The sequence below is a fragment of the Enterobacter sp. FW301-JW81 genome (genome assembly GCF_058788735.1).
Map to the genome: position 1 here is coordinate 170,167 of NZ_JBYTBA010000003.1, position 24,615 is coordinate 194,781.

The 24,615-nt window shown below is 56.2% G+C and carries 19 protein-coding genes; 10 read left to right on the forward strand and 9 right to left on the reverse strand.

All coding sequences use genetic code 11. The features are described from left to right. Window positions 1–350 precede the first annotated feature (350 nt). Together AC3WOK_RS11840 and ssp4 are read left to right on the forward strand one after the other, a co-directional pair. The gene (locus tag AC3WOK_RS11840) at window positions 351–869 is read left to right on the forward strand and encodes an Hcp family type VI secretion system effector (protein WP_020689513.1); all 519 of its coding nucleotides are present in this window, start codon (window positions 351–353) and stop codon (window positions 867–869) included. 197 nt (window positions 870–1,066) lie between these two features. Continuing rightward, window positions 1,067–2,062 carry an Ssp4 family T6SS effector gene (ssp4, locus tag AC3WOK_RS11845; RefSeq protein WP_492354567.1) on the forward strand — a complete coding sequence of 332 codons (996 nt, stop codon included), beginning with the start codon at window positions 1,067–1,069 and terminating at the stop codon, window positions 2,060–2,062. Here the strand turns inward: ssp4 and AC3WOK_RS11850 are convergent. Both AC3WOK_RS11850 and AC3WOK_RS11855 read right to left on the reverse strand, forming a co-directional pair. Continuing rightward, window positions 2,025–3,803, reverse strand: a complete 1,779-nt coding sequence (locus AC3WOK_RS11850; protein ID WP_063431638.1) for a hybrid sensor histidine kinase/response regulator — start codon at window positions 3,801–3,803, stop codon at window positions 2,025–2,027. The two genes, ssp4 and AC3WOK_RS11850, sit on opposite strands and share 38 nt — an antisense overlap. Continuing rightward, complete coding sequence (locus tag AC3WOK_RS11855; RefSeq protein WP_059312228.1) at window positions 3,800–4,432, reverse strand: response regulator transcription factor; 633 nt, start codon at window positions 4,430–4,432, stop codon at window positions 3,800–3,802. Before AC3WOK_RS11855 ends, AC3WOK_RS11850 begins: the two co-directional genes overlap by 4 nt. A 175-nt stretch (window positions 4,433–4,607) precedes the next feature. On the opposite strand from AC3WOK_RS11855, the gene AC3WOK_RS11860 reads away from it, so the two are divergent. Both AC3WOK_RS11860 and AC3WOK_RS11865 read left to right on the forward strand, forming a co-directional pair. Then, a complete protein-coding gene (locus AC3WOK_RS11860; RefSeq protein WP_010435531.1) occupies window positions 4,608–4,922 on the forward strand; it encodes a lipoprotein in 315 nt (104 codons plus the stop codon). A gap of 116 nt (window positions 4,923–5,038) precedes the next feature. Beyond that, window positions 5,039–8,056, forward strand: a complete 3,018-nt coding sequence (locus AC3WOK_RS11865; protein WP_492354568.1) for an autotransporter outer membrane beta-barrel domain-containing protein — start codon at window positions 5,039–5,041, stop codon at window positions 8,054–8,056. A gap of 61 nt (window positions 8,057–8,117) precedes the next feature. On the opposite strand, the gene AC3WOK_RS11870 is transcribed toward AC3WOK_RS11865, so the two are convergent. Continuing rightward, window positions 8,118–8,645: a helix-turn-helix domain-containing protein gene (locus AC3WOK_RS11870; protein ID WP_059312226.1), complete on the reverse strand. Its 528-nt coding sequence runs from the start codon at window positions 8,643–8,645 to the stop codon at window positions 8,118–8,120. Window positions 8,646–9,316: 671 nt separating this feature from the next. On the opposite strand from AC3WOK_RS11870, the gene pgaA reads away from it, so the two are divergent. From pgaA to pgaD, 4 genes are read left to right on the forward strand one after another with little or no spacing between them, the layout of a single operon-like run. Further along, window positions 9,317–11,755, forward strand: coding sequence for a poly-beta-1,6 N-acetyl-D-glucosamine export porin PgaA (pgaA, locus tag AC3WOK_RS11875; RefSeq protein WP_492354569.1), 2,439 nt, complete (start codon window positions 9,317–9,319; stop codon window positions 11,753–11,755). Between the two features lie 8 nt (window positions 11,756–11,763). Continuing rightward, window positions 11,764–13,701, forward strand: coding sequence for a poly-beta-1,6-N-acetyl-D-glucosamine N-deacetylase PgaB (gene pgaB, locus AC3WOK_RS11880; protein ID WP_492354570.1), 1,938 nt, complete (start codon window positions 11,764–11,766; stop codon window positions 13,699–13,701). Next, window positions 13,694–15,025, forward strand: a complete 1,332-nt coding sequence (gene pgaC, locus AC3WOK_RS11885; protein WP_059312223.1) for a poly-beta-1,6-N-acetyl-D-glucosamine synthase — start codon at window positions 13,694–13,696, stop codon at window positions 15,023–15,025. Before pgaB ends, pgaC begins: the two co-directional genes overlap by 8 nt. Further along, on the forward strand, window positions 15,022–15,456 hold the full coding sequence (pgaD, locus tag AC3WOK_RS11890) for a poly-beta-1,6-N-acetyl-D-glucosamine biosynthesis protein PgaD (RefSeq protein ID WP_492354571.1): 435 nt from the start codon (window positions 15,022–15,024) through the stop codon (window positions 15,454–15,456). Before pgaC ends, pgaD begins: the two co-directional genes overlap by 4 nt. Window positions 15,457–15,508: 52 nt before the next feature. Here the strand turns inward: pgaD and gss are convergent, their stop codons facing one another. From gss to AC3WOK_RS11920, 6 genes are all read right to left on the reverse strand, one after another. Next, on the reverse strand, window positions 15,509–17,371 hold the full coding sequence (gss, locus tag AC3WOK_RS11895; RefSeq protein ID WP_492354572.1) for a bifunctional glutathionylspermidine amidase/synthase: 1,863 nt from the start codon (window positions 17,369–17,371) through the stop codon (window positions 15,509–15,511). 185 nt (window positions 17,372–17,556) lie between these two features. Next, the gene (locus tag AC3WOK_RS11900) at window positions 17,557–18,534 is read right to left on the reverse strand and encodes an ABC transporter ATP-binding protein (RefSeq protein WP_492354573.1); all 978 of its coding nucleotides are present in this window, start codon (window positions 18,532–18,534) and stop codon (window positions 17,557–17,559) included. Next, window positions 18,531–19,508, reverse strand: coding sequence for an ABC transporter ATP-binding protein (locus tag AC3WOK_RS11905; protein ID WP_059312218.1), 978 nt, complete (start codon window positions 19,506–19,508; stop codon window positions 18,531–18,533). The genes AC3WOK_RS11900 and AC3WOK_RS11905 overlap by 4 nt, the downstream gene beginning before the upstream one ends. Then, window positions 19,501–20,346: an ABC transporter permease gene (locus AC3WOK_RS11910; RefSeq protein WP_023294546.1), complete on the reverse strand. Its 846-nt coding sequence runs from the start codon at window positions 20,344–20,346 to the stop codon at window positions 19,501–19,503. Before AC3WOK_RS11910 ends, AC3WOK_RS11905 begins: the two co-directional genes overlap by 8 nt. A 5-nt stretch (window positions 20,347–20,351) precedes the next feature. Continuing rightward, entirely contained in the window at window positions 20,352–21,305 is a 954-nt protein-coding gene (locus AC3WOK_RS11915; protein ID WP_492354574.1) for an ABC transporter permease, read from the reverse strand. 45 nt (window positions 21,306–21,350) lie between these two features. Further along, entirely contained in the window at window positions 21,351–22,940 is a 1,590-nt protein-coding gene (locus tag AC3WOK_RS11920; RefSeq protein ID WP_063430985.1) for an ABC transporter substrate-binding protein, read from the reverse strand. A 245-nt stretch (window positions 22,941–23,185) separates the two neighbouring features. On the opposite strand from AC3WOK_RS11920, the gene yghU reads away from it, so the two are divergent. Together yghU and AC3WOK_RS11930 are read left to right on the forward strand one after the other, a co-directional pair. Next, window positions 23,186–24,052: a glutathione-dependent disulfide-bond oxidoreductase gene (gene yghU, locus AC3WOK_RS11925; protein WP_059312546.1), complete on the forward strand. Its 867-nt coding sequence runs from the start codon at window positions 23,186–23,188 to the stop codon at window positions 24,050–24,052. A 155-nt stretch (window positions 24,053–24,207) separates the two neighbouring features. Further along, the gene (locus AC3WOK_RS11930; protein WP_059312547.1) at window positions 24,208–24,540 is read left to right on the forward strand and encodes a glycine zipper domain-containing protein; all 333 of its coding nucleotides are present in this window, start codon (window positions 24,208–24,210) and stop codon (window positions 24,538–24,540) included. The last annotated feature ends 75 nt before the right edge of the window (window positions 24,541–24,615 follow it).

A 24,615-nucleotide genomic window follows, 5' to 3' on the forward strand; every position in this document is an offset into this window, starting at 1 on the left:
TATTTAATAGACTAATAAAATGAAATAAAAATCACGAAATTTCAATAAGTTATGAACAAACAAACTAAAGAGATCAAGGTGGGTAGTTTTATTAACTGAGATTAAATATAACTTTAGCAAATGAATGAGAGAAAAACATTCGCGAGCGTGAGCGTTTTCATTAAAAATAAAGGATCGGATATAATATTATTCTTGATACATCTATATTTAATTTATTTAACATGTCCGATTTCGCACTTTAATATCTAAACTGACAGAAGTTATTAAGGTAAGTCTGATATTTTGGTTGCCATTTTAATGGCTTCCGGTAGTGATGTTCACACTGAGTTAATTAAGAAAAGGAGTTAGAGATGCCAACACCGTGTTATATTTCAATTAAAGGACAGACCCAGGGACTGATTACTGACCGGGCGTTCACCGCAGAATCTGTGGGTAACATCTATGTTCAGGGCCATGAAGACGAAATGCTGGTGCAGGAATTCAGCCACAACGTTACCGTCCCTACCGACCCGCAGTCCGGTCAGCCAAGCGGACAGCGCTCCCACAAGCCATTTATCTTTACTGTGGCGCTGAATAAAGCCGTTCCGTTGCTGTACAACGCGCTGGCTTCCGGCGAAATGCTGCCAACCACCGAACTGCACTGGTATCGCACGTCTGTTGAAGGCAAGCAGGAGCACTTCTTCACCACCCGACTGACCGATTCCACTATCGTGGATATCGACTGCACGATGCCGCACTGCCAGGACGATACCAAGCGTGAGTTCACACAACTGGTTAAGGTTTCGCTGGCCTATCGCAAAATCGAATGGGAACACGTTTCTGCCGGTACCTCCGGTGCTGACGACTGGCGCGCGCCGCTCGAAGCATAAGAGTCAATCCACAGCATTCTGCCTTAAGGCGGAATGCTGTTTTTGCCGTAAGCGCGGCGAAAAGCTGTGTCAGTACAGGGTTACATTTTATCACGGGAGATGGCAAACGCCGGAAACTTCGGCGGTAGCGTACCTGAAGACGAACGCAACGCTGTACAGTCATCACAGTCCAGAGTGAGATGATAGGGAGTATGGTAATGTCTCGTTTGTTTTATCCCGAAGGTAATGATTTACTGGATTATGAGTGGTCTCGCCTACTGGGACAAACTCAGGGAACGGATTTTGATTTTAGTGCGCTGGCTGACTCTCTTGACTGCCAGCGTGATTTTTCTGGTGCAGGCATTATATACAATGACGGTTACCGCTCATTTTTAGTTCGCCCTTCGCGCCGCACCTCCACTCCGGGCCAGAATCTGATCACGCACGTTGTTGTGACTCAGACAACGCAGCTATCTCGTGAAGGGATGGAGAAAAGCGTCAAAGAAGCCGTTAAAGACCCGTCAATCGGAACAGAAATTGCGTCAACCGCGTTATCCTGTGGTGCAGTCATACTCACGGCTGTTGCATGGGCTGCCTCAATGGGCTCCGTACCGCTTACTGGGGGGATGAGTACTCCTCTGGCTGTCCTGGCTACCGCAGGAACGGTTGCAACCGCAGTACAATGTGGTAATGGTCTCTGGCGTTTACATGATATTACTTCGAATAATGGCCATAAAGTCGACTGGATTGATACACAGGGCTGGTATATAGCCACTACCACTGCGCTCGATTTAATTTCACTGCTTTCGCTAACGGGGCCGCTAAAAGAGGCGGTCATGACATACAAGGCAATGAAGTCAGCCTCTTCGTTGAAAGTTATTGACTGGTTGAAGCGTTATCCGAGAATGGAGCGGGTTCGTCTGACCGAAGGCATCATAAAACAGCTCAATCCGGGGATATCCAACAAAGCGATGATCCGCGTTGGGAAATACCCAAGACGTTTTCCCTCAGAGGCCGTTCACAAAGAATTAATAAAGCAACTCATCAGCGCAACGACCAGTGCAATGGCGATTTCCGGAAGTACTGTCAGTGGGGTTATACAATCACCGGGAAGCATCACCACCTCCGGTGAGTATATTTTTAGATTACTACAATCAGTGGATACTTTCATCCACGTCACCCCGACCACTGCGTCAGCAGCGCATGCAGTTTAGCCGGCTCCAGAGGCTTGCGCAGCACCAGATATCCCTCCTGCTCCGCCTCTAGCAGAACCGGTGAATTAAATTCGCCGCTGACTATCGCGCCGCTCATATCCGGGAGACGTTCAAAAAGCGCTTTCAGGATATCGAAGCCGCTTTCGCCGGACCGCAGGCGCTGGTCGCACAGCACGGCAAACGGCGTGAAGCCGTCGTCGATAATGGCGAACGCTTCTTCAGCAGAGGCAGCACAGCGCACGTTGATTCCCCATACGCTCATCAGGCTCTCCCAGGCAGACGTTACCAGCGGATCGTCATCGACGACCAGGCAGGAACCGTGCAGCGGCGCAAAGGGTACCGGCGTGGCGGTGTTGTCACAGGCGGGCGAGATATCCGGCGCGATGTCTTCGCCAGCATATTGGGTAAAGCGCATCCAGAAGCGTGAGCCTTTACCTTCAATGGATTGCATCCCGTACTTCACCTTCATCAGCTTGGCACAACGGGCCACTACGGCCAGTCCCAGCCCGTGTCCGGCGCTGTCGATCTTCCATGCCAGCTCGGGACGGTAGTAAGGCGAGAAGATTTTACCTTTCTCGTCATCGGCAATACCGACCCCCGTGTCCCACACCTCCACCATACACTCCTCGCCGCGCGGTCGGATGGCGACCAGCACGCCGCCCTGAAGCGTGTAGCGAAGGGCGTTTTGAATCAGGTTAATCAGAGATTGTCGCACCAGCAGCGGATCGCCCATCACGTAGATACGGCGTTTGGGCCGCCGGGTACATAGCCTAAGCGCGCGGCTGTTGGCCTCTTCGCGAAACAGCGTTATGACCGAGTCGAGCAGAGCACCGATATCCACTTTGGTCGGGGCAGAGAGTACATTTCCGGATTCTATTTTGCTGAGATCGAGCAGAGAATTGAGCATCAAATGTACCGAGCGAACGCTCTGCTGCAGGTCAAGAAGCTGCGGCGTCAGGCTGACGTCCCGGTTTCGGTGGAGGATGGCCTCGATCAGAAAGCCCATAGCGTGCACGGGCTGGCGCAGATCGTGGCTGGCGGTGGTCAGAAACTGATTTTTATCCAGCAGCGCCTGCTCCGCGTCCTCTTTGGCCTGACGAAACTGTTCCGCCAGCCGTGAGCTTTTTTCCTCAAGCAGCGCTTGCTGAATAAAGAACGCATGTGACGTTAACGCATGGCGGTAAATCGCGAATCCGTAAAGCAGATTCAGCATGAGCACGATAAACATCAGCTCATCCAGCCGCCAGATAATACCGAGGTTCAGCATCCCCCAGGAGGCGAAGAAAAAACGCGTAAAGGTGCTGATGACAGGCGTCAGATGCGTCGCATTGGCGGCGACGATGGCGGCGATGCTGATATTAAGCAGCAGGAAAAAGTCAAAGTTCTGCGTCTGCGGGGTAATTAAATAGAGTGATGAAATTCCCAGCCCGTGAATAAAGGCGATATTATTAATACGCGGAAGCCAGCGTCTCAGGACGTCTTTTTCAACGTTTTCTTTCGCTTCGCGCTGATAGCGTCGGTGCAATATTCGTATCGCTACAGCACATAGCAGATAAATGCTTATCCAGGTAATCGTTGGGCCAAGGTCGTCCCCAAGCATATAAATCCAGATGGCGAAAGGAATACCGACAAAGGGGACCGCGCTAAAGCTGAACACCAGCCGTAAAAAGGTGTTGTTTAGCAAACGGATCTGCGCCGGAGCGGAGATACTCTCGTTCTGTAAACTCTGGAAAAACCTCATTCCGACGGTTCCTGCTTGCCATGCAGAAGCGTGATGGCCTCTACCCTGCTGTTAACACCTATCTTTTTCAATATATTGCTGATGTGTTCTTTGACCGTGGGCTCAGAAATTGAAAGCTGTGCGGCAATTCTTTTATTTGGCAGGCCACGCATAATCATATTTAACACATCTATTTGCCGCGGCGTTAAGTTAAATTTACTTAACTTGTCATTATTCGACTGAACGGAAATTTCGCTTCCATCAGGGAACCACGTCAAATTATTAGTGAGTGCGAAAACGGCTTGTGAGAACATTTCAGGCGGTTCGCTTTTCAATACAAAACCGTGCCCCCCGGCGGCATGAACTTTCCGCCAGAGATCATTATTGTTATCCCCGCTGACCACCAGGAGTCGTATCTGTGGGTAAAGGTGTTTCACTTCTTTGAGTAATTTCAACGCCGTTCCGGACGAGAGCCAAAAATCGATTACCAGCAAACGTGGCGGGCCATTATCCCTAATTTGACGGTAGCAATCGTCTTCATTCGTCACCACATACGCCTGCTTAAATTGGCAATGTGTAATCAGATAATTGGCGATGCCGCTAGCGACCAATGGATGGTCATCAACGACTAACGCATAATTCTGTCCCAAAGGGTCCTCCTTTAACCTTCGCATATCTGAGAGTACAGATGAATTATTATCTACCCACCCTACTTTAGGAGGGTTTTTTCGATTAGGAAAGGGAAATATATTATTTGCTGATTTGAGTAAATGAAAACATAAATACAATCGGTGAAATTAACTGATTGGATATCAAGGATAATTTATGAAAAAACCTCTCGTCTTTTTAACCGTTACGTTGATGCTAACCGGTTGTTCCACGCTGAAAACCGATCAGGCAATTCCACTCCTGCAGGCGGAGACCGCTAAAATGCTGGGGCTGGGCTCATCGGATGAAATAACCGTGACCAATGTTAATGGCGCCCAGCCGGACGCGCTGGGAGGACAAAAACTCTCTTATCGCGCTACGACGGAAAAAGGGCGCATTTTCGATTGCTCATCGATGATGATGCCTGGGATTTTAGGATCCGCACCGACGCTGAGCGCGCCAACCTGTACACCTGTTGTCACACATAAATAATTAACAGCACATCAAAAGGCGTACTGAAATAACGCCTTTTACGTTATCTGACGTATCTGAGTTTTCATATAAAAACGATTTTCCCGACATCACGCTAATGAGTACGGAGATAGCCCGTGAATAACTCTACATCGCATTCTTTAGCGGTTAAGACACCGCTTTCCAGACTTTACCTCGCTCTATTTTCCGCGCCGCTGTTACTGCTTTCGCCTGCCGATTTCGCCCGTGCAGCCGATGCAATTTTTGATGGCGATTCGCGTATTACCGAAACGCTGGGTTACGCCGGAGATGTTTACGTTGGACGTAATCAACGCGGAAACCTAATGATCGATAACGGCAAAATCACCGCCTATAACATCAATATCGGTCGGCTGTTCGACGGCCAAATTTATGAAAGCGTGGTCACGGTCCGAGGGCCAAGCGCGGAGCTTAACGCGGTGAACGATCAATACGTCCTGCGCGGCGACCTGAATCTTGGCCTCGGCACCCTTCGAGTCGAAGAGGGCGCGCTGGCGAGCGCTAAGGAGATCGTTGTCGGCACCACTCGCGGCTATGACAGTCACCTTATCGCAACGGGTGCCGGCTCTCGCGTGACCAGTAATTTTCTTAGCGTAGGCACCGATCTGGGCGCACGCTCCACGCTGGTGATTGAAGACGGTGCAGCGCTCAATACCGCCTACGATGCGCGTATCGGCAATGGTACCGGGCCGGATGAAACCGACACGCTGAGCCCAAAAGCCACCGTCACGGGCAGCGGCTCACAGTGGAATGTTGGCCGTACGTTGACGCTTAATGGCGACCTGGACGTACTGAACGGCGGAACGGTTAACGTTGGCGGCGTGCAGGTGGCGGGTGTCTCCGGGGCAGGGAAAACCGCCGAGCTGGTGATTGCAGGCAAAGACTCGCGTTTTACCAGCGGTAGCAGCGTAAGTGTTGGCGATTATGGCAACGGCGTGCTGTCGGTTATTGACGGCGGTTCATTTTCCGCTGGCAGCAATGCGCTGATCGTAGGGACTTCGGGTTCCGGTTCGAACCGGGGTGCACTCATCATCGGCAGCCGCGGCAACATGGACACCGGCACGGGTTTAACTGAGCCAACGCTTGGTACGGCGGGCGGCGCGGGTACCCTCGATGCGAAGACGGCAATCAGCCTGCGTGGCGGGCTGTTCGGCAGCTATGTCTACTTCAACCATACCGACGAAAATTACGTCTTCAGCAACACGATGAGCGGCGAAGGTGAGGTGATCAATAACGCCGGACAAACAACGCTGAACGGGGATCTTTCAGCCCTTCAGGCGAACGTGACTGCGCGCGGAGGCAAAGTCATTATTGCCAGCAACATCAACACCCAGCCAGAAGACGATATTTTTGACATTCAGACCCTTAGCGCCGAGAACGGCGGTACGCTGATCCTCAACGCGACGGCGGGTTCAGACGTCAGCAATGGGCTGGGTTACAGCAGCGCCGCGTCAATCAAGGCAGGCGGCACCCTGGGCGGCAACGGTACGCTGGGCCAGACCGAGATCCTGTCCGGCGGGCATATCTCGCCAGGGGATGGCGATATCGGCACGCTGACGCTGAAACGCTATCTGAATTTTGTGGGCGAGTCTTTCTATGACGTCGATATCGCAGGAGATGGCCGCAGCGATCAGCTGCTGGTATCGGGCAAAACGACTATCAGCGACCTGGCTAAAGTACAGGTAACCGCGCTGGACCCGCAAACCAGCTACAAAACGGGCCAAAGCTATCGCATTTTAACCTCGGACGGGGGAATTGACGGTCAGTTCGCCGGAGCGATCTCCAAATCTGCCTTCCTGGACGTGGCGCTCAACCAGGGCACCAACGCCGTCGATCTGACCATCGCTCAGAAAGAGACCGGCGGCGAGAATCCTGGAGGCGAAAATCCGGGAGGTGAGAATCCTGGAGGAGAAAACCCCGGTGGCGAAAACCCGGGCGGTGAGAATCCTGGCGGTGAAAACCCAGGAGGAGAAAATCCTGGCAGCGGCAAGCCCGGGATTTTCCAGACCGTGGCCAAAAGCAGCAACCAGTGGAACACTGCTGGCGCGCTCTCCACGCTGACGCAAAGCGGCCCGTCGCTGGCGCTGTATAACTCGCTGCTGGTGCTGAGCGCAGCGGAAGCGCGCGAGGCATTCAACCAGCTATCCGGTGAAGTTTATCCGTCAATGCAGTCCAACCTGATTGCCGGCAGCACCCAGGTGTTTAACGTGTTAAACCAGCGGATGCAGCGCGCGTTTGATAACGACAGCCTGCCGATACCACCGTTAGCAATGTCGCTGGTGCAGCAGCCGGAGCCGCAAAACAATGGCGTCTGGGGCCAGACCTTCAGCTCCTGGAGCCGAAACAGCGGTGACGGTAACGTGGGCAAACTAGACGGCAACACCACCGGCTTCCTGCTGGGGGGAGATCGCAAGCTGGCGGACCATAACGTGCGTGTCGGTGGCTACTTCGGCTACAGCCGGGGGGATTACGATGTCGATAGCCGTCGTTCCTCAACGGATACCGACAACTACCACCTTGGCTTGTATGCGGCTGGCCAACAGGATGCGTTCTCCCTTCGCGGCGCGCTGGGTTACACCTGGCACAAGATCGAAGGCGAGCGCAATGTTGATTTCAGCGGCTTCTCGGATCGGCTGAAGTCGGATTACGACGCCAACTCGCTGCTGGCGTTCACCGAAGCAGGCTACCGTTTCGGCCAGCCTGATATGCATATTGAGCCGTTCGTCAATTTATCGTACATCCGACTGCATACCGACAGCTTCCGGGAAGACGGCGGTGCCGCCGCGCTGAGCGTACGTAATGAAACGATGAACACCTTCTATTCCACACTCGGGGTGCGCGGCGTGACCGAGTTGCCAAAGAACGTTAACCTCTACGGTTCGCTGGGATGGCAGCACGCCTATGGCGATAAGAATACCTCTTCGCGCATGGCGTTTGCGGGCAGCGACGCGTTCATTACTCAGGGACAAGCCGTGGATGAGGACGTGATGGTGGGTGATATCGGCGTGAGCGTACAGCTGTCGCGGGCTGCGACGCTGGATGTGGGGTATCAGGGACAATACGGTGCGGATACCCGCGTCAACTCGGTCAACGCTAATCTGCGCTGGTCGTTCTGAATGATTTCCCTTTAAAGAACCCGCCCTCGTGGCGGGTTCTTTGTTTTGGCTTCTGGCAACGCTAGGGATCGTTCCCACCTGCGTCCAGCAGTTTGTTTTTAAAGATAAACAAACACGCCTCGTTGAAGTTCTCGGCCCCCAGCCGTTCCGAGAGAGCCGTGCGTTTTCGGTAGAGGCTCTTAACCGACGTATTCAGCTCGCTTGCCACCTCCTCCATCGACATACCTGCCCTTAGCAACCGCAGCATGATCGCTTCGTGCGTGCTAAGCCGTAAATTAAGCAGCCACTTCGTGGTCAGGCGCCTGCCCTTCATATTCAGAACCAGATTAAACAGCGACGCCATATCCGGCGCGGTGAGCGACGCGTTCATAAACAGCTTCATACTGAGCAGATTCTCCTCGCGATGGCGCATATCAAGCATAACGCAGCAGATCGTTTTTTTCGTTCTGGCCGGATGGCGTATCAGGTAGTCATATAAACGGAGCGGAGAACGACTATCAATCAATACAGAATATTCATCTGCACCGTTATCAAATATGTTTCGGTCAATCGAGTCGAGCAGGATAATATCCGGAAAGAATATCCTCATCCCCCTGACAAGATAGCGATCCTGAGTCACTAACACTATTGAAGTTGCCACTAACCATCCCTTATAGATTAAAGCAAGAACGATCCCTCGCAAAGAAGGCCGCCTTCGTTTTATAGCGCTGTTATATTAACGATTAATGTTTCCGGCTTTGGACACCCCTCAATACAGACATTGATGGGTAAGACTTCCTGTAGACTATCATTCAATGGCTGCCATTAATTATAAATAAAAAACAATCGCAGAAAAGTCACTTCTCTAAACATTAAGAATTTTTGTCATGAAACTTCCCAAACATGCACCAGAAAGTACTTTAATTGGCGCAGATAAGCGGTATTAAAAATATATACAAAACTGTCACAATAAAAATAAAATAGATTATTTTCAATGAGTTATAAATAAACTATCAATTCAAAATAATCATCACAGACCGCTCAATCCAGAATTATCTCAAAACAACTCAGCCGCTTTTCAACATATTTATCCGGCAAGATATCGGGTGTACATTACCTTCCACCCGGTCCACTGAGATAAGGATCCATAATTACCTTTAAGTAAGTACCCCATAACGTCACTGCATTCAGATTTAATGTTCTCATTTATGGCCTTTTACGCTGAGCTTAAAGGCGGCCGTGTTATGCAATGGATTCATGATAAACAAATGGCAAATAGATATGGAAAGCTCACTTCGCTTCAATACGTTATTCTTTTATCGCGCCCCAACATTATTGTTCCTGTTATTCCTGTTTCCTGTTCTGGTTCAGGCTTCGGAATCCGTTTACGAACAGCAGATTCAAGAGGCGCGTAACGGTAATTACACGTCGTTTCTTGATTATCTTCAGCGTTATCAACAACAGCATGCCCTGACGCCTGAGCAAGTTGCGGACTGGTTACAGGTGGCAGCGTGGGCAGGTCGCGATAACGAGGTCATTCAGGTCTGGCAGCGTTACGGTATTTATATGCCGCTGCCCGCCCGCGGCGTTGCGGCCGTCGCGCAGTCCAGGCGAAATCAAAAAGCGTGGCAGCCGGCCTTAGCGCTCTGGAAAGAGGCGCGTAGCCTTGCGCCGCATAACGACGATTATCGTATCGGCTATATCAAAACTCTGGCCGATGCGCGCATGGATACCCTCGCGCTGCTGGAAGCCCGGCGGCTGGTCGCGGAAAACCCCTCTCAGGCCCATCTACAGACGCTCTCTTACGTCTGGCTGCGCCAGGGAAAAAGCTGGGATCGGCTGTTAGCGGACACGCGCGCGCTAGCCATCGCGCCAGAGAATAACGCGCTGCTCAGCGAGCAGATCGAGGCGCTGACGGATACCCGGGTGAATACCCCTGCGCTCCAGCTTTCACAAAGGGTGACGCTCTCCCCCGCGCAGCGTCGCCGTCTTGAGCTTAACGCCGCTGCCGAAAAGGTTCGCCTTGCTGATGTCCCTGCCAGGACGGAAAAAGAGCGCCTGCAGCTTGCGCAAAGCGCACTGAATCGTTACGACGTCCTGCTTTCTCGCTGGCAAAACGATCCGCAGGCGGCGGAAGACATCGTCCTTGCGCGCATCGACAGGCTTGGCGCGCTGTATGCGCATGGCGATTACCCGCAGGTCATCCGCGAGTATCAGGCGCTGACGGCGGCGAAGCATCCGGTGCCGGGCTGGGCAATCGGCTGGGTTATCTCCGCGTATCTGCAGGAGAAAAATAGCGCTGACGCCTTCTCGCTTGTGCAGCGCTATCCGCAATACGCCTCAAATCCGCAGGACGAGGAGCACGCGCTTTTCTACGCCTGGCTGGATACCGGCCAGTACCCGGCCGCCCGCCGGTACGTTGAGCACCTGACTCACGGCCTCCCCTGGACCCGTTACGACTTCGGTTCCCCTACACCTCAGCCGAACGATCGGTGGCTTATCGGACAGTCGCTTCGCTTTAACTATTTGCTGGCAACCCACGCCCTGCCGGAAGCCGAAACGCTGGCGCACCGTCTGGCCGCAACGGCGCCGGGCAACCAGGGATTGCAGATTGACTATGCCACCCTGCTGCAGGCGCGGGGCCTGCCGCGGGCGGCCGAGCAAAAGCTGAAAATGGCAGAGGCGCTGGAGCCATCGAATCTGGAGCTCGAGCAGCAGCAGGCCTACGTCGCGATGGATCTGCAGGAGTGGAGGCAAATGGATTTACTGGCCGACGACGTGCTTGCTCGCGCCCCCGTCGATCGCAGCGCCCGACGTCTGGACAGGCTCAGAACGGTCCACCATATGTCCGAGCTGCGCCTCAACGCGGGAAAAGGGCTGCACTCCGATAACCCCGTCAGCGGTACACACGACCTGACCTGGGACGCCACGCTTTATGGTCCGCCCATCGCGGATAGCTGGCGGCTGTTTGCAGGCACCCGCTACGGCCAGGGTAACTTTGATGAAGGCAAAGGCTCCAGCAGGCACCTCCTGGGCGGCGTTGAATGGCGGCCTCGTGACCTTCAGCTCGAAGCCGAGCTCTCCAGCAACCGCTATCACGGGGAAAACAAGCCGGGGGCTCGCCTCTCGGCCACGTACAGCCTCACGGATAACTGGCAGGTCAGCAGCAGCCTCGAACGCCTGTCCCGCACCACGCCTCTGCGGGCGTTACGCAACGGAATTAGCGCAAACCGGGGTGAAGGCGGCGTGCGCTGGTACCAAAACGAGCGGCGCGAGTACCAGTTCAATGCCGCCGTCAGCCGCTTCTCGGACCATAACCGCCGGCAGGAATACACCCTCACGGGTAAGGAGCGCCTCTGGCAGGCCCCGTCCCTGACGCTGGATCTCGAACCGGGGATCGCCGCCAGTAAAAACAGCCTGCGGGACACGCTCTACTATAACCCGGCGTGGGACCTGTCCGTGACGGCCGCCCTGTCCGTCGATCATGAGATGTATCGCCACTATGACACCCTCTGGAGCCAGCAGTTCGTGGCGGGAGGCGGCAGGTACTGGCAGAAAAATCAGTCCGCTGGCACCATTACCCTGCTGGGTTACGGGCAGCGCGTTCAGTGGAACAACGTCATTGATACCGGCGTGATGCTGAACTGGGATAAACGCCCTTACGACGGCAAACGCGAAAGCAACCTCTCCGTCACGTTTGATGCGACTTTACGCTTTTAAGGATGAATATGCTGAACACACGTCTTTCCGTGAGCCTGATCGTCATCGGCTGGCTCTGCCTCAGCGCGAGCGCCTGCGCGCAGGCAATCTCGTTCATTGCCCCCAAAGCGCGGCCGCAGCTGGAGGCGACCAAACCCTGGCCGACGAACCAGTTTCTGGTCCTGGCCTACCACGACGTAGAAGATGATGCCGCCGATCAGCGCTACCTCTCCGTTCGCACCAGCGCGTTAAACGAGCAGATTAGCTGGCTTGTGCACAACGGCTATCACGCGGTCAGCGTGCAGGACATTCTGGATGCGCATGACGGGAAAAAAACGCTGCCGCCAAAGGCCGTTTTGCTCAGCTTTGACGACGGCTACAGCAGCTTTTACACCCGCGTCTGGCCGCTGCTTCAGGCATGGAACGTGCCTGCGCTGTGGGCGCCGGTGGGCAGCTGGGTGGATACGCCGGCAAACCAAAAGGTTAACTTCGGCGGCCTGATGACGCCCCGCGATCGCTTCGCGACGTGGGACATGGTGCGCGATCTCAGCCGGTCCCCGCTGATTGAGATCGGCTCGCATACCTGGGCCTCGCATTACGGCATTCCGGCCAACCCGCAGGGCAGCCGCGAACCGGCGATTGCCAATCGCGCTTATGATAAAGCAACGGGACGCTATGAAACGGACCCGCAGTTTAACCAGCGGATCGGCGATGACGTTCGCAAAGTGACCGAAAAAATCACGCAGGTGACCGGCAAGGCGCCGCGCGCCTGGGTCTGGCCGTATGGCGCCGCCAACGGCACGTCGCTCGCGATTGCCAAAAAGCAGGGCTATCAGTTGGCCTTTACCCTTGAGGACGGGCTGGGTGACGTGCGCAATCTCGGCAGCATTCCCCGTCTGCTGATCGCCGGTAATCCCTCGCTCAAAACCTTTGCCAGCACGGTCAGCCAGGTTCAGGAGTCTGAGCCGGTGCGCGTGATGCACGTCGATCTCGACTACGTTTACGATCCCGATCCGGCCCAGCAGACCAAAAACATCAACAGGCTGATCCAGCGGGTCTACGACATGAAAATCAGCCACGTATTCCTGCAGGCGTTTGCCGATCCGCAGGGCGACGGCAGGATCAAGGCGCTCTATTTCCCCAATCGCCGCCTTCCGGTCCGGGCCGATCTCTTTAATTTTGTCTCCTGGCAGCTGCAAACCCGCGCGGGGGTAAAAGTCTTCGCGTGGATGCCGGTGCTCTCGTTCGATCTCGATCCTTCCCTGCCGCGCGTGCAGCGCCGGGATCGTCAGACCGGCCGGTTAAGCGACGCCACCGAGCCCTATATCCGGCTCTCCCCGTGGAACCCGCAGGTGCGCCAGCAGGTGACGGAAATCTATGAGGATCTGGCCCGCTATGCCAGCTTCAACGGGATCCTGTTCCATGACGACGCGGCGCTGACGGACGTGGACGATGCATCTCAGAACACCGCGCGGCAGAAAAGCCAGCTGCTTATTGGGTTTACCCACGCCCTGAGCCTGGCGGTGAAGCACATCCGCGGCCCGCAGATAAAAACCGCACGCAACATGTTCGCCTTACCCATTCTGCAGCCCGAAAGCGAGGCGTGGTTTGCGCAGAATCTTGATGACTTTCTGGCGGAGTATGACTGGACGGTGCCGATGGCCATGCCGCTGATGGAGTCCGTCCCGGTCGACGAGAGCAATGCCTGGCTGACGCGCCTGGTTAACGCCGTCGCCGCACGGCCCGGCGCGCTCGATAAAACCATTTTCGAGCTGCAGGCCAGGGACTGGGACCAGAAACCGCAGCGCGCCGTTTCCGATAGCCAGCTTGCAGAGTGGATGCGCGTGCTCCAGCTGAACGGCGTCAAAAATTACGGTTACTACCCCGACGACTTCCTCAACAACCAACCTGATATTTCACGTATCAGGCCTGAATTTTCTTCGTACTGGTACCCTGACAATGACTGATCGCATTATCGCATTCTCTATTTTATGTCTGGTATTCGGGTTGCCGTTAGGCGTGGCCGCCCTCTTTACCGGTGAGCTGATTCTGGATTTTGTGTTCTTCTGGCCGCTGTTCATGTCGGTGCTCTGGATAACCGGCGGGCTCTATTTCTGGTTTCAGCTTGAACGGCACTGGTCGTGGGATAACGACACGCCCGCCCCGACGCTCGCCGGCGAGCCGCTCATCTCCATCCTTATTCCCTGCTTTAATGAGGAAAGGAACGCCAGAGAGACCATCAGCGCCGCGCTGGATCAGCGGTATGAAAATATAGAGGTAATCGCCATCAACGACGGCTCTTCTGACAACACCGCGCAGGTGCTGCAGGCGCTGGCGCTGGAACAGCCGCGCCTGCGGGTGATTAACCTCGCGGAAAACCAGGGAAAAGCGCTGGCGCTCAAAGCCGGGGCAGCGGCGGCCCGGGGCGATCTGCTGGTCTGCATTGACGGCGACGCGCTGCTCGATCGCGATACCGCCGCTTATCTGGTGGCTCCGCTGATTCAGTATCCCCACGTCGGGGCGGTGACCGGCAATCCGCGCATTCGCACGCGGTCCACGCTGCTTGGCCGCATTCAGGTGGGCGAGTTCTCTTCAATCATCGGGCTCATCAAGCGGACGCAGCGGATCTATGGCCGGGTCTTTACCGTCTCCGGCGTTATCGCCGCCTTTCGCCGACAGGCGCTGGCGGACGTCGGGTACTGGAGCCCGGACATGATCACCGAGGACATCGACATCAGTTGGAAGCTCCAGCTGCGCCACTGGGATATCTTTTTCGAGCCGCGGGCGCTGTGCTGGATTTTAATGCCGGAGACGCTCAAAGGCCTGTGGAAGCAGCGCCTGCGCTGGGCCCAGGGCGGCGCAGAGGTGTTTCTGGTCAACCTGCGCAAGATTGTGCGCTGGGAGCATCACCGCATGTGGCCGCTGTTTCTGGAGTACGCGCTGTCAACGCTGTGGGCCTTCGCCTACGCGATGACGGTGCTGCTGTTCATCATCAGCCATGTCGCGCCCCTTCCCGCGAACCTGATCGTTGAGAGCCTCTTTCCCCCGGCATTTACCGGGCTGCTGCTGGGCGTGATGTGCCTGCTGCAGTTCCTGGCCAGCCTGTACATCGAGCGGCGCTATGAGCGGAACGTGGCCAGCTCGCTTTTCTGGGTGATCTGGTTCCCGATGGTGTACTGGATGATTGGTCTGTTCACCACCCTCGTCGCATTTCCAAAAGTCATGCTTAAACGCCAGCGTGCCCGCGCGCGCTGGATCAGTCCGGACCGGGGAAAAGGAAGCCTGCAATGAATGAAAACACCTTAATTTTGACCGAGCATCGGCTCATGCCGCGTCTTTTCGATGCCGCGTTAACGCTGGTGGCGTGGGGAGGTTTTCTGTTTTTCCTGTATGCCAGGCTCTGGATGCAGCTAACCGAGGAGAGCGACTACCGCTGGAGCGCGATTATTGCGTCCTTTAATACGGTGTTGATCTACCTGCTGTTCGCCGCGCTCAACGGCTGGCTGCTGATTTTGTGGTACCAGTACAACCGCCGCCGCGCCCACGTGAGGCGGCGCCAGCCGGGCTATTTCCACCAGGAGGAACTGGCCCGCAGCTTTAACGTCTCACCGCAGATCATCTCCGAGATGAGCCAGTACAATCTGCTGACGGTGTATCACGATCAGATTGGCCGCATCATCGATCTGAAGATCAGCGAGCAGCTGGAAGAGGAAGAACAGTAACGAAAAGCCCCCGCAGGATACCCTGCGGGGGCTTTGTTAGAGCGGGTGTGCGTTACTTATCCTTCACCACAATCAGCGGCTCAATATCGCTCTCTTTCTTCACCACCAGCGAGTCATCGCCGCGCAGGCAGGTACCGCCATAGTTCCCGCCCACGGTAAAGGTACAGACCTGTATGTATTTGCCGTCGACCTTCGGCAGGCACCACAGCTGCTGGTAGATGTTTTTACGGTCAACAAACTTGCCGCTGGATTTATCCAGCAGCTCGTCCTCGGCGCTAATCAGATCGATGTTGCTGCCGCAGCGCCCGGCGATGGGCTTAACGGCATAGCCGGTCTGTTTCAGCAGCTCGTTCACCTCAAAATCGGTATCGAGCAGATAACGGTGATTCGGGAAGAGCTGCCACAGCACCGGGAGGATCGCCTTGTTGCCGGGAATCACCGTCCACAGCGGTTCAAACACCAGCACTTCCGGGCGCAGCAGAACGTCAATCAGGCGCACCTCGCCCTCGGGGTGCCCGGTGCGGATCGGCACGGCGGCGTATTCGGTTTCGCTGACCTCGCGGATCTGCTCAATCGCCGTCTCCCACGCCCAGGTTTTCCACACGCAGTTGACGTGGCGACCTTCGTCGTCAATCAGCTGCCCGGCGGCGTCCCAGCTCAGGGCGCCAAGCCCGTGCAGAATTTTGGTTTCAAACCCGGCCTGCATCAGCGAACGCTGGATAAAGAGCGCGTGATAGTCCTCTTCGACATCGTTGTCCTGCATGATGTGAACGAACGGCCGCGCGTGGCTGTGCTTCCATGCGCCGGTCAGCTCTTCCAGAAGGCCTTCCGCCGGGTTATGCCCGTTGCCGCGATAGCCGTTTTTGACCCACTCTTCGAGAATCAGCCCGCCCTCGGTATGGCAGGAAGCGGAGTCCGCGTTGTACTCGTAAACCTTAATCCCGCGCTCATCCATGCAGAAATCCATACGACCGGTGATCATATGGTGACGACGCCACTGCCAGGAGAGGCGCAGGCGCGGCCAGAGGATTTTCGGGATGTCGAAAAGCGCCAGCAGATTGTCGTCTTTCAGCACCTTATCCGTGGCGTGCAGGTACATCAGATGCAGCTCGTTGGTGGCCTTGATCAGCTCCTGCTCGGCGCTTTCGGTAATGGTGAAGTACTGGCAGGGATCTTTGTTGATCACATGGCCGTTGGCGCGGATATATGCCTGCTGCAGCGCGTCATTTTCGTTAAGCCATTTTCCGTCGAACTGACGTTTGTTTTTCAGCCGCGCGCCGCTGATTTTCAGCAGTTCGCCGTCGATTTCCGGCTGGGGAATGCTGTGTTCCGTGTCGTCGGTCTGGATCATCCAGCCGAGTATCTCCGTGTCGTTGAAGGTGTCATGGATGGTATAACACCCGTTCTCCACGCTCAGACGCAGCTCGCGCGTCCACTGCTGCCCGAGCGGCAGCGGGGCGTGAATCACGTTCTGCTCGGCGATACGCACCTTATCGTCGAGAAGCTGGGTGATCACCGCCACGTGGCCGGTCTCGTGAAACTCGCCGCCCTTTTGCCAGATCAGCAGCGCCCCGGCGCGCGGGGCGCGTTTCGAACCGTTGGCAAAAGCCTGAAGGGGCAGAATGTTATCGTTCACCACCTGGCGCAAAAAGCGCAGGGAGAAGATTTCCCACGCCATGCCGACGTCGGTAAACACGAAGCCATAGTTGAGGAACAGAAAACGGCGGGCAAACTCAACGCACTGCCATTTGTGGCCCATGTATTCGTTGCCGATATAGCTGCGGAAATCTGCGTCTTCCGGGTATTTTCGCGGGTCCAGACTGCCGTAATTTGAAGAGTAAATCGCCACGCCACCGGGTGCATAGCCTAACAATGTCCCGAATGGCGCATCACTGCTTAACTTTCCTTTACGCATGTATCCAACCTAAAACAGGCAGGCGGCAATTTTTTGAGGGGTTGTCGTCGTCTGCACGTTGTAATTAACCTGACAGAGGTGGATTTATCATACACCTGCGTGGCAAATAATGCGCCTTACCCGGCCTACGAAACACAACCCCCTGTAGGTCGGGTAAGCGAAGCGCCACCCGACACGTTTAAGGCTCAAATCTTAAACAACCAGCATGCCGCGAAATGCCCTGGCGCAATCTCCTGCATCGTGGGCTCCTGCGTCTGGCAAACCGGCATGGCGTGCGGGCAGCGGCTGCAGAACTTACAGCCCGGCAGCGGGGACGTGGGGCCTGGAATATCGCCGCGCAGGGTGACGTCTTCGAGATTGCGGATGCGTGGATCGGGCTGGGGAACCGCCGCCAGTAGCGCGCGGGTGTAAGGGTGTGCCGGACGCTGATACAGTTCATTCGCCGGGGCAACCTCTACCAGCTTACCGAGATACATCACCCCAATGCGGCTGGAGATATGGCGCACCATGGAGAGATCGTGGGCGATAAACAGATAGGTTAGCCCCAGCTCCTGCTGCAGATCCTGCAAAATATTCACCACCTGCGCCTGCACCGAGACGTCCAGCGCCGAGAGCGGTTCATCACACAGCACAAATTCAGGATTCACTGACAACGCGCGGGCAATACTGATGCGCTGGCGCTGCCCGCCGCTGAACTCGTGCGGGAACCGTTCAAGGTGTTCCTGCTTCAGCCCCACTTTGTAGAGCAGCGTTTCCGTACGTTCTCGCTGTTCTTCGCGACTGTAGCCGTGGATCTGCATCGGTTCGGCCACCAGCTGTCGCACCGTCATACCGGGGTTGAGCGAGGAGTAAGGATCCTGAAAAATCGCCTGCATTCGCTTACGCAGCGGCTTGAGCTCTTTTTCACGGGCGTGAGCAATCGCCTGCCCGGCGAAGTGGATCTCGCCAGAGGTGATATCGAAAAGGCGCAGGATGGCGCGACCGAGGGTGGATTTCCCGCAGCCGGACTCCCCCACCAGGCCAAACGTCTCGCCCGGCTGAACATCAAAGCTCACGCCATCAACCGCTTTCACGGCCACGCCTTTACGCAGCAAACCGCCGTTGAGCTGATAGTGTTTGCGCAGATCGCGCACGCTCACTAAAGGCGCCTGTTGTTCACTCATGCCTGAATCTCCTTATCGGCCCATAGCCAGCAGGCGGCGCGATGGCCCTCGCCGGTGGGATAAAACGCGGGCTGTCGCTCGCACTGCGGCATGCGCTTCGGGCAGCGTTCCGCGAACGGGCAGCCCGGCGGCGGGTTAAGCAGGCCAGGCGGTGAACCTTCAATCGGCGATAGACGTTGGTTCACCTCATCCGGCCGCGGTAGCGAGGCCAGCAGCCCCTGGGTGTAGGGATGCGCGGGGCGATAAAAAATGTCCTCCACGCTGCCCTCCTCCATCACCAGCCCGCCGTACATCACCACCACGCGGCTGCAGACCTGCGCCACGACGCCGAGATCGTGGGTGATCAGCAAAATCGCGGTCCGGGTCTGCTGCTGCAGGCTTTTCAGCAGGCGCAGGATCTGCGCCTGAATGGTCACGTCCAGCGCGGTGGTCGGTTCGTCGGCAATAAGAAGCTTCGGGTTGCAGGAGAGCGCAATGGCGATCATCACCCGCTGGCGCATCCCGCCGCTGAACTCGTGCGGATACTGGTCGTACCGGCGTTCCGCTTCGGCAATACCCACCTGTTCCAGCATGGCGATCGCCGCCGCCCTGGCCGCTTTTTTGCTGAGCCCTTTGTTGCGCATCAGGATCTCAGCCATCTGTTTACCGATGGTCAGCACCGGGTTCAGGGCGGTCATCGGATCCTGGAAAATCATCGCAATCTCGTTGCCGCGAATGGCGCGCATCTGCGCAGGAGTTTTCTGCGCCAGGTCCTCGTTCTGGAAGCGGATGCTGCCCCCGGCGATGCGTCCGTTGTTCCCCAGAAGCTGAATGATCGACTTGCAGGTGACGCTTTTCCCGCAGCCCGACTCGCCGACGATGCCAACAACCTCCCCCGGCTGAACCTGAAAGCTCACGCCGCGCACCGCGTGAACCTCGCCCTCGCGGGTGCGGAACGTGGTTTGCAGGTTCTCAAGCGCTAATAAGTTACTCATCGCGATTCGCTCCCGGCTCAAAGGCGGTACGGAACACATCGCCCAGCACGTTAAAGCTGAACACCGTCAGCAGGATCAGAATGCCGGGGAACATCGCCAGCCACGACGCTTCGCCAATATAAGACTGAGCGTTGTTAAGCATGCTACCCCACGACGCCGCGGGCGCCTGCACGCCCAGCCCTAAGAAGCTGAGCGTTGATTCCATCAGGATGGCCGAGGCGATATTCAGCGTGGCCGCCACGATAATGGTCGGCAGCACGCCGGGAATAATATGGCGCACGATAATACGCAGCGGATGCTCTCCCGACGCGCGGGCATAAAGCACATACTCGCGCTCTTTCACCGACAGCGTTTCGGCACGCACCAGCCGCGACATGTTCATCCACGTCAGCAGGCTGATAATCAGGATGATGTTATCCACGCCCGGCTTGAGGTAAGCATTCACCACCAGCAGAAGGAAGAAGGCCGGAATGGCCATCAGGATATCCACGGCGCGCATCATCAGGTTATCCAGCCAGCCGCCAAAATAGCCGCTCACCGTTCCCACCACCGTGCCGATAAGCGTGGAAAAGAGCATGGCGAGAAAACCGACCATCAGGGAGATCTGGCCGCCATACAGCGCGCGGGTGAAGTAGTCGCGCCCGTATTCATCGGTGCCGAACCAGTGCGCGGCATCCGGCGGTAGCGTGCGCGCGCCGAGCGCCATCCGATCCGGATCGTACGGACTCAAGCCCGCACAGAGCGCGGCGACAACGAAAATAAAAAGCACAAACAGAGAGAACTGCGCCGGACGGTTGCGGCGCAGCTGGTGGCGAACCTGCTGCCAGCGTCTGCTCATCCGGGTTACCTCAGCGTACGAATGCGGGGATCGGCGAAGCGATAAAGCACATCGGCGATCAGGTTACCGACGATCAGCATCATCGACGAAAGCATGATGATCGCCATGATCAGCGGATAGTCCAATGAGGCGATCGACTGGATGCCGAGCAGCCCCATCCCCGGCCAGGAGAAGACGCTCTCGGTTACATAGGCCCCCACAATCAGCTCGCCGAACGACAGGCCGAACAGGGTAATCACCGGCAGCAGCACGTTTTTCAGCACGTGGCGGAACAGAATACTGGAACGCGTTGCGCCGTAGGCAAGCTGGGTTTGCACGTAGTCGGCGGAGAGCTGCGAGATGGTGTTGGAGCGAATGTAGCGCACGTAGCTGGAGAGGTTGTAGAACGTGAGCGCAATGCACGGCAGCACGCCGTGGCGCAGCACGTCCAGCCCGTTATCCTCTACGCCGATAGTGCGCATCCCCATGCTGGGAAACCAGTTAAGCTGCACGGCAAAGACGGTAATGAGCAAGATCCCGAACCAGAAAATCGGCACCGAGATGCCGATATAGGCGAACAGGTTCAGCAGGTGATCCAGCCAGCGGTGCTTAAATGCCCCCGCCAGCAGGCCCAGCGGAATAGCCAGCACGATCGCCATCAGCAGCGACGCGCCCATCAGCCCCAGCGTGGCCGGAATGCGTTCGCCGATCATCTCCAGCACCGGGCGGTGGTAAATCAGCGAATAGCCGAGATCGCCCTGCAGGACGTTTTTCAGCCACATAACGTACTGCGTGACCAGCGGCTTATCCAGCCCCAGGCTCTGGCGAATACGTTCGATATCTTCCGGGGCCATACGCGGCGTGATGTACGCGGCCACCGGATCGCCGGGCGCGAGCTTGACCAGCAAAAACGCCACCAGCGAAATAAAGAAAAGCATCGGCAGCAATTGCAGCAGCCGACGCGTGAGGAGTGTGTTCACGACGTGCCCTTACCAAAGCCCCGACCTGACGGCCGGGGCAATCGCTTATTTCTGATAGATTTTTGACAGATCCTGGAACAGGTAGACCGGTTTCGGCTCTGCTTCCTGGGTGCCGCCGAAACGCTTGTCCACCGCGACGGTCGCATTGGTATAGGCGATCGGGTAGTACGTCATGTCGTTTGCCACGGTCTGCTGAATTTGCTTATAGATATCGGCACGTTTCGCGGCGTCGGTTTCCACGGCGCCTTTATCCCACAGGGCATCGAACTGCGGATTTTTGTAGTGCGCGTAGTTATAGGCCTCGTTGCTCATGAACAGCGATTTATAGCCGTCCGGCTCTGAGCCCATGATGTAGCCGCCCAGGTTCAGCTCCCATGCGGTGTTGTTCATGTCGAGGCTGCGCTGAGACATCGCGTTGGAGTCCAGCGGCATCAGCTCCACGTTCACCCCAATGCCCTTCAGCGCCTGCTGAATGTAGAGCGCCATGCTCTCCTGGGTTTTGTTGGTGTTCACATACGCCAGGCGCAGCTTGAGGTTATCCGGCGCGCCGGACGCTTTCAGCAGATCTTTGGCTTTTTGCAGATCGAATTTGTACTGCTCGACGTCATCCGTCTTGTAAAGCGTATCTGGCGTCAGGAACGAGGTTGCCGGTTTGGCGTAGTCGAGCGAGGTAAAGGCGGTCTGGGTCAGCTCGTCCTTGTTGATGGCGTAAGCAATGGCCTGACGCAGTTCTTTACTCTTCATCACCGGCACGTTCTGGTTGAACGTCATATAGGCCAGACGACCCTCCGGATAGACCACGAAGTCGAACTTACCGGTATTTTTCAGGCGGTTCACATCCTGCGGGTCAACCATCTTGAGGTTGATTTCACCGTTTTGCAGCGCCAGGTTGGCGGCGTTACTGTCTTTGGCGAAACGGTAGGTGACAGAATCAAGCTTCGCTTTGCCGTTCCAGTAATCGTCAAAACGGGTCAGGGCGTAATACTGCCCGGCACGGTACTCTTTAAATTTGAACGGCCCGGAGCCTACCGGCGCATCGTTTTTGGTGCTCTTTTCCAGATCGCCTTCACCGGCAAACACGTGCTGCGGGATCGGGTAGATCTGCACCAGGGTTCCGGTAAAGGCGGCGCTAACCTGCGGTAATGTGAATTTAACGGTGCGGTCGTCAACCTTGCTCACCTGTACCGGCTTATCGCCGTAGGTGAACATGCTGCGGAAGAAGCTGTGCTGTTTGGCATCCAGCAGCTTGTTGAACGTAAAGACCACGTCGTCCGCCGTCAGCGGCTGTCCGTCCTGCCATTTCAGGTTGGGTTTTAACGTCAGGGTGTAGCTCAGGTTGTCGGCAGACGGCGTCAGGCTTTCCGCCAGGCCCCACTCGATGTTGCCGTTATTAAAGCTGTACAGCGGGGCATAGAGCGCCTGCATGATGGTTAACGTTGTGCGGTCGCTGGCGTAGAGCGGATTAACGGCTAACGGGTCGCCGGAGGTAATCCCGATAATCAGTGACCCACCCTCTTTCGGCGCGTCGCTTTTTGCCGCCGGGGGCGTATTTGTCTCTTTATTTTTCGCATCATCACAGCCCGCCAGGCCTAACGCGAGCGAAACGACCACTGCCGATAACAGAAGCTTGCGCATCTCACTAACTCCTTGCCTTATAAAGTGTTTATTACTGCATCTTTTATTTATGTTGAAGCATCATATGCAGCTTTATTCATTTACGCATTAATTATGAAAATGCGATTTTCGATTAAGCTTATGCCGGATTTGATATATATAAGCGCCAGAAGGAATAGCGGTTAATTGCTTGCGCTCACAACGTTAAACGGTTCACAAATCTCCTGCTACACTGCCTCAACACATCACTAAAAAGGCAGGCCAACATGTCAGACAACACGTATCAGCCACCAAAAGTATGGGAATGGAATAAAAACGGCGGCGGCGCGTTCGCCAACATCAACCGTCCGATTTCCGGCGCAACGCATGAGAAAGATCTTCCTGTCGGCTCTCACCCGCTGCAGCTCTACTCTCTGGGTACACCCAACGGCCAGAAAGTGACGATTATGCTCGAAGAGCTGCTGGCGCTGGGCGTGACGGGCGCGGAGTACGACGCGTGGTTGATCCGCATCGGCGAGGGCGACCAGTTCTCCAGCGGCTTTGTTGATGTGAACCCGAACTCGAAAATACCGGCACTTCGCGACTACTCCACGACCCCGCCAACGCGCGTATTTGAATCCGGCAATATCCTGCTCTATCTGGCAGAGAAGTTCGGTCACTTCCTGCCGAAAGATCCGGCAGGACGCACCGAGACGCTGAACTGGCTGTTCTGGCTCCAGGGCGCGGCGCCGTTCCTCGGCGGCGGCTTTGGTCACTTCTACAACTACGCGCCGGTGAAAATTGAGTACGCGATTGACCGCTTCACCATGGAAGCCAAGCGCCTGTTCGACGTGCTGGATAAACAGCTTGCGCGCGGTCGTTACGTCGCGGGTGAGGAGTACACCATCGCGGATATCGCCATCTGGCCATGGTTCGGCTGCGTGGCGCTGGGCAGCGTCTATAACGCCGCCGAGTTCCTCGACGCAGAGAAGTACACTCACGTGCAGCGCTGGGCGAAAGACGTGGCGAACCGCCATGCCGTCAAGCGCGGACGCATCGTTAACCGCACCAGCGGCGAGCTGAACGAGCAGCTCCACGAGCGCCACGCGGCGAGCGACTTTGAGACGAATACGGAAGATAAGCGTCAGGCGTGACGACTGGCCGGGCGGTTCGCCGCCCGGCAGATCCTTGCTCAGGGCATGATTAGCCTAAAGGTTGGGCCGGTGTTGCTGGCACTATCTGGCCGTTTCTCTCCTGTCAAACGCAGAGAGATGACGTCTCAACCGACAGCAGTCACAAAGGATCTGTTATGAAACTGATTAAAACTACGCTGGTTATCAGCGCCCTCATGTTTTCCACCTCGGGAATGGCCATCGACAAAACTGCCGCAGGCGCGGTTGCGGGCGCTGCCATTGGCGCGGCCACGGGCAAAGATCTGAAATCGACCGTTGGCGGCGCCGTCGTGGGCGCAGGTACCGGTGCCATGTTCAAAAATGGTGACAAGGGTAAAGCCGCGCGTAAGGGCGGCGCGGTAGGGGCCGCCGTGGGCGCGGGCGCTGCGGCGGTAACCGGGAAGAGCGTGCTGAAAGGTGCGGCAGTCGGTGCGGGTACAGGCGCGCTGATTGGTGAAGCAACTCACTGACAGATATCGCCGGGCAGCGCTCTGCGAGCCCGGCATGAATAACAATTCCGGCCATCCTTTCCGCTTATCAAGAGC

Bases quoted from the DNA above. Each gene is read 5' to 3' on its own strand.
- AC3WOK_RS11840 (WP_020689513.1), top strand. From the start codon at position 351: ATGCCAACACCGTGTTATATTTCAATTAAAGGACAGACCCAGGGACTG.
- ssp4 (WP_492354567.1), top strand. From the start codon at position 1,067: ATGTCTCGTTTGTTTTATCCCGAAGGTAATGATTTACTGGATTATGAG.
- AC3WOK_RS11850 (WP_063431638.1), bottom strand. From the start codon at position 3,803: ATGAGGTTTTTCCAGAGTTTACAGAACGAGAGTATCTCCGCTCCGGCG.
- AC3WOK_RS11860 (WP_010435531.1), top strand. From the start codon at position 4,608: ATGAAAAAACCTCTCGTCTTTTTAACCGTTACGTTGATGCTAACCGGT.
- AC3WOK_RS11870 (WP_059312226.1), bottom strand. From the start codon at position 8,645: ATGAGGATATTCTTTCCGGATATTATCCTGCTCGACTCGATTGACCGA.
- pgaA (WP_492354569.1), top strand. From the start codon at position 9,317: ATGGAAAGCTCACTTCGCTTCAATACGTTATTCTTTTATCGCGCCCCA.
- pgaB (WP_492354570.1), top strand. From the start codon at position 11,764: ATGCTGAACACACGTCTTTCCGTGAGCCTGATCGTCATCGGCTGGCTC.
- pgaC (WP_059312223.1), top strand. From the start codon at position 13,694: ATGACTGATCGCATTATCGCATTCTCTATTTTATGTCTGGTATTCGGG.
- pgaD (WP_492354571.1), top strand. From the start codon at position 15,022: ATGAATGAAAACACCTTAATTTTGACCGAGCATCGGCTCATGCCGCGT.
- gss (WP_492354572.1), bottom strand. From the start codon at position 17,371: ATGCGTAAAGGAAAGTTAAGCAGTGATGCGCCATTCGGGACATTGTTA.
- AC3WOK_RS11900 (WP_492354573.1), bottom strand. From the start codon at position 18,534: ATGAGTGAACAACAGGCGCCTTTAGTGAGCGTGCGCGATCTGCGCAAA.
- AC3WOK_RS11905 (WP_059312218.1), bottom strand. From the start codon at position 19,508: ATGAGTAACTTATTAGCGCTTGAGAACCTGCAAACCACGTTCCGCACC.
- AC3WOK_RS11910 (WP_023294546.1), bottom strand. From the start codon at position 20,346: ATGAGCAGACGCTGGCAGCAGGTTCGCCACCAGCTGCGCCGCAACCGT.
- AC3WOK_RS11920 (WP_063430985.1), bottom strand. From the start codon at position 22,940: ATGCGCAAGCTTCTGTTATCGGCAGTGGTCGTTTCGCTCGCGTTAGGC.
- yghU (WP_059312546.1), top strand. From the start codon at position 23,186: ATGTCAGACAACACGTATCAGCCACCAAAAGTATGGGAATGGAATAAA.
- AC3WOK_RS11930 (WP_059312547.1), top strand. From the start codon at position 24,208: ATGAAACTGATTAAAACTACGCTGGTTATCAGCGCCCTCATGTTTTCC.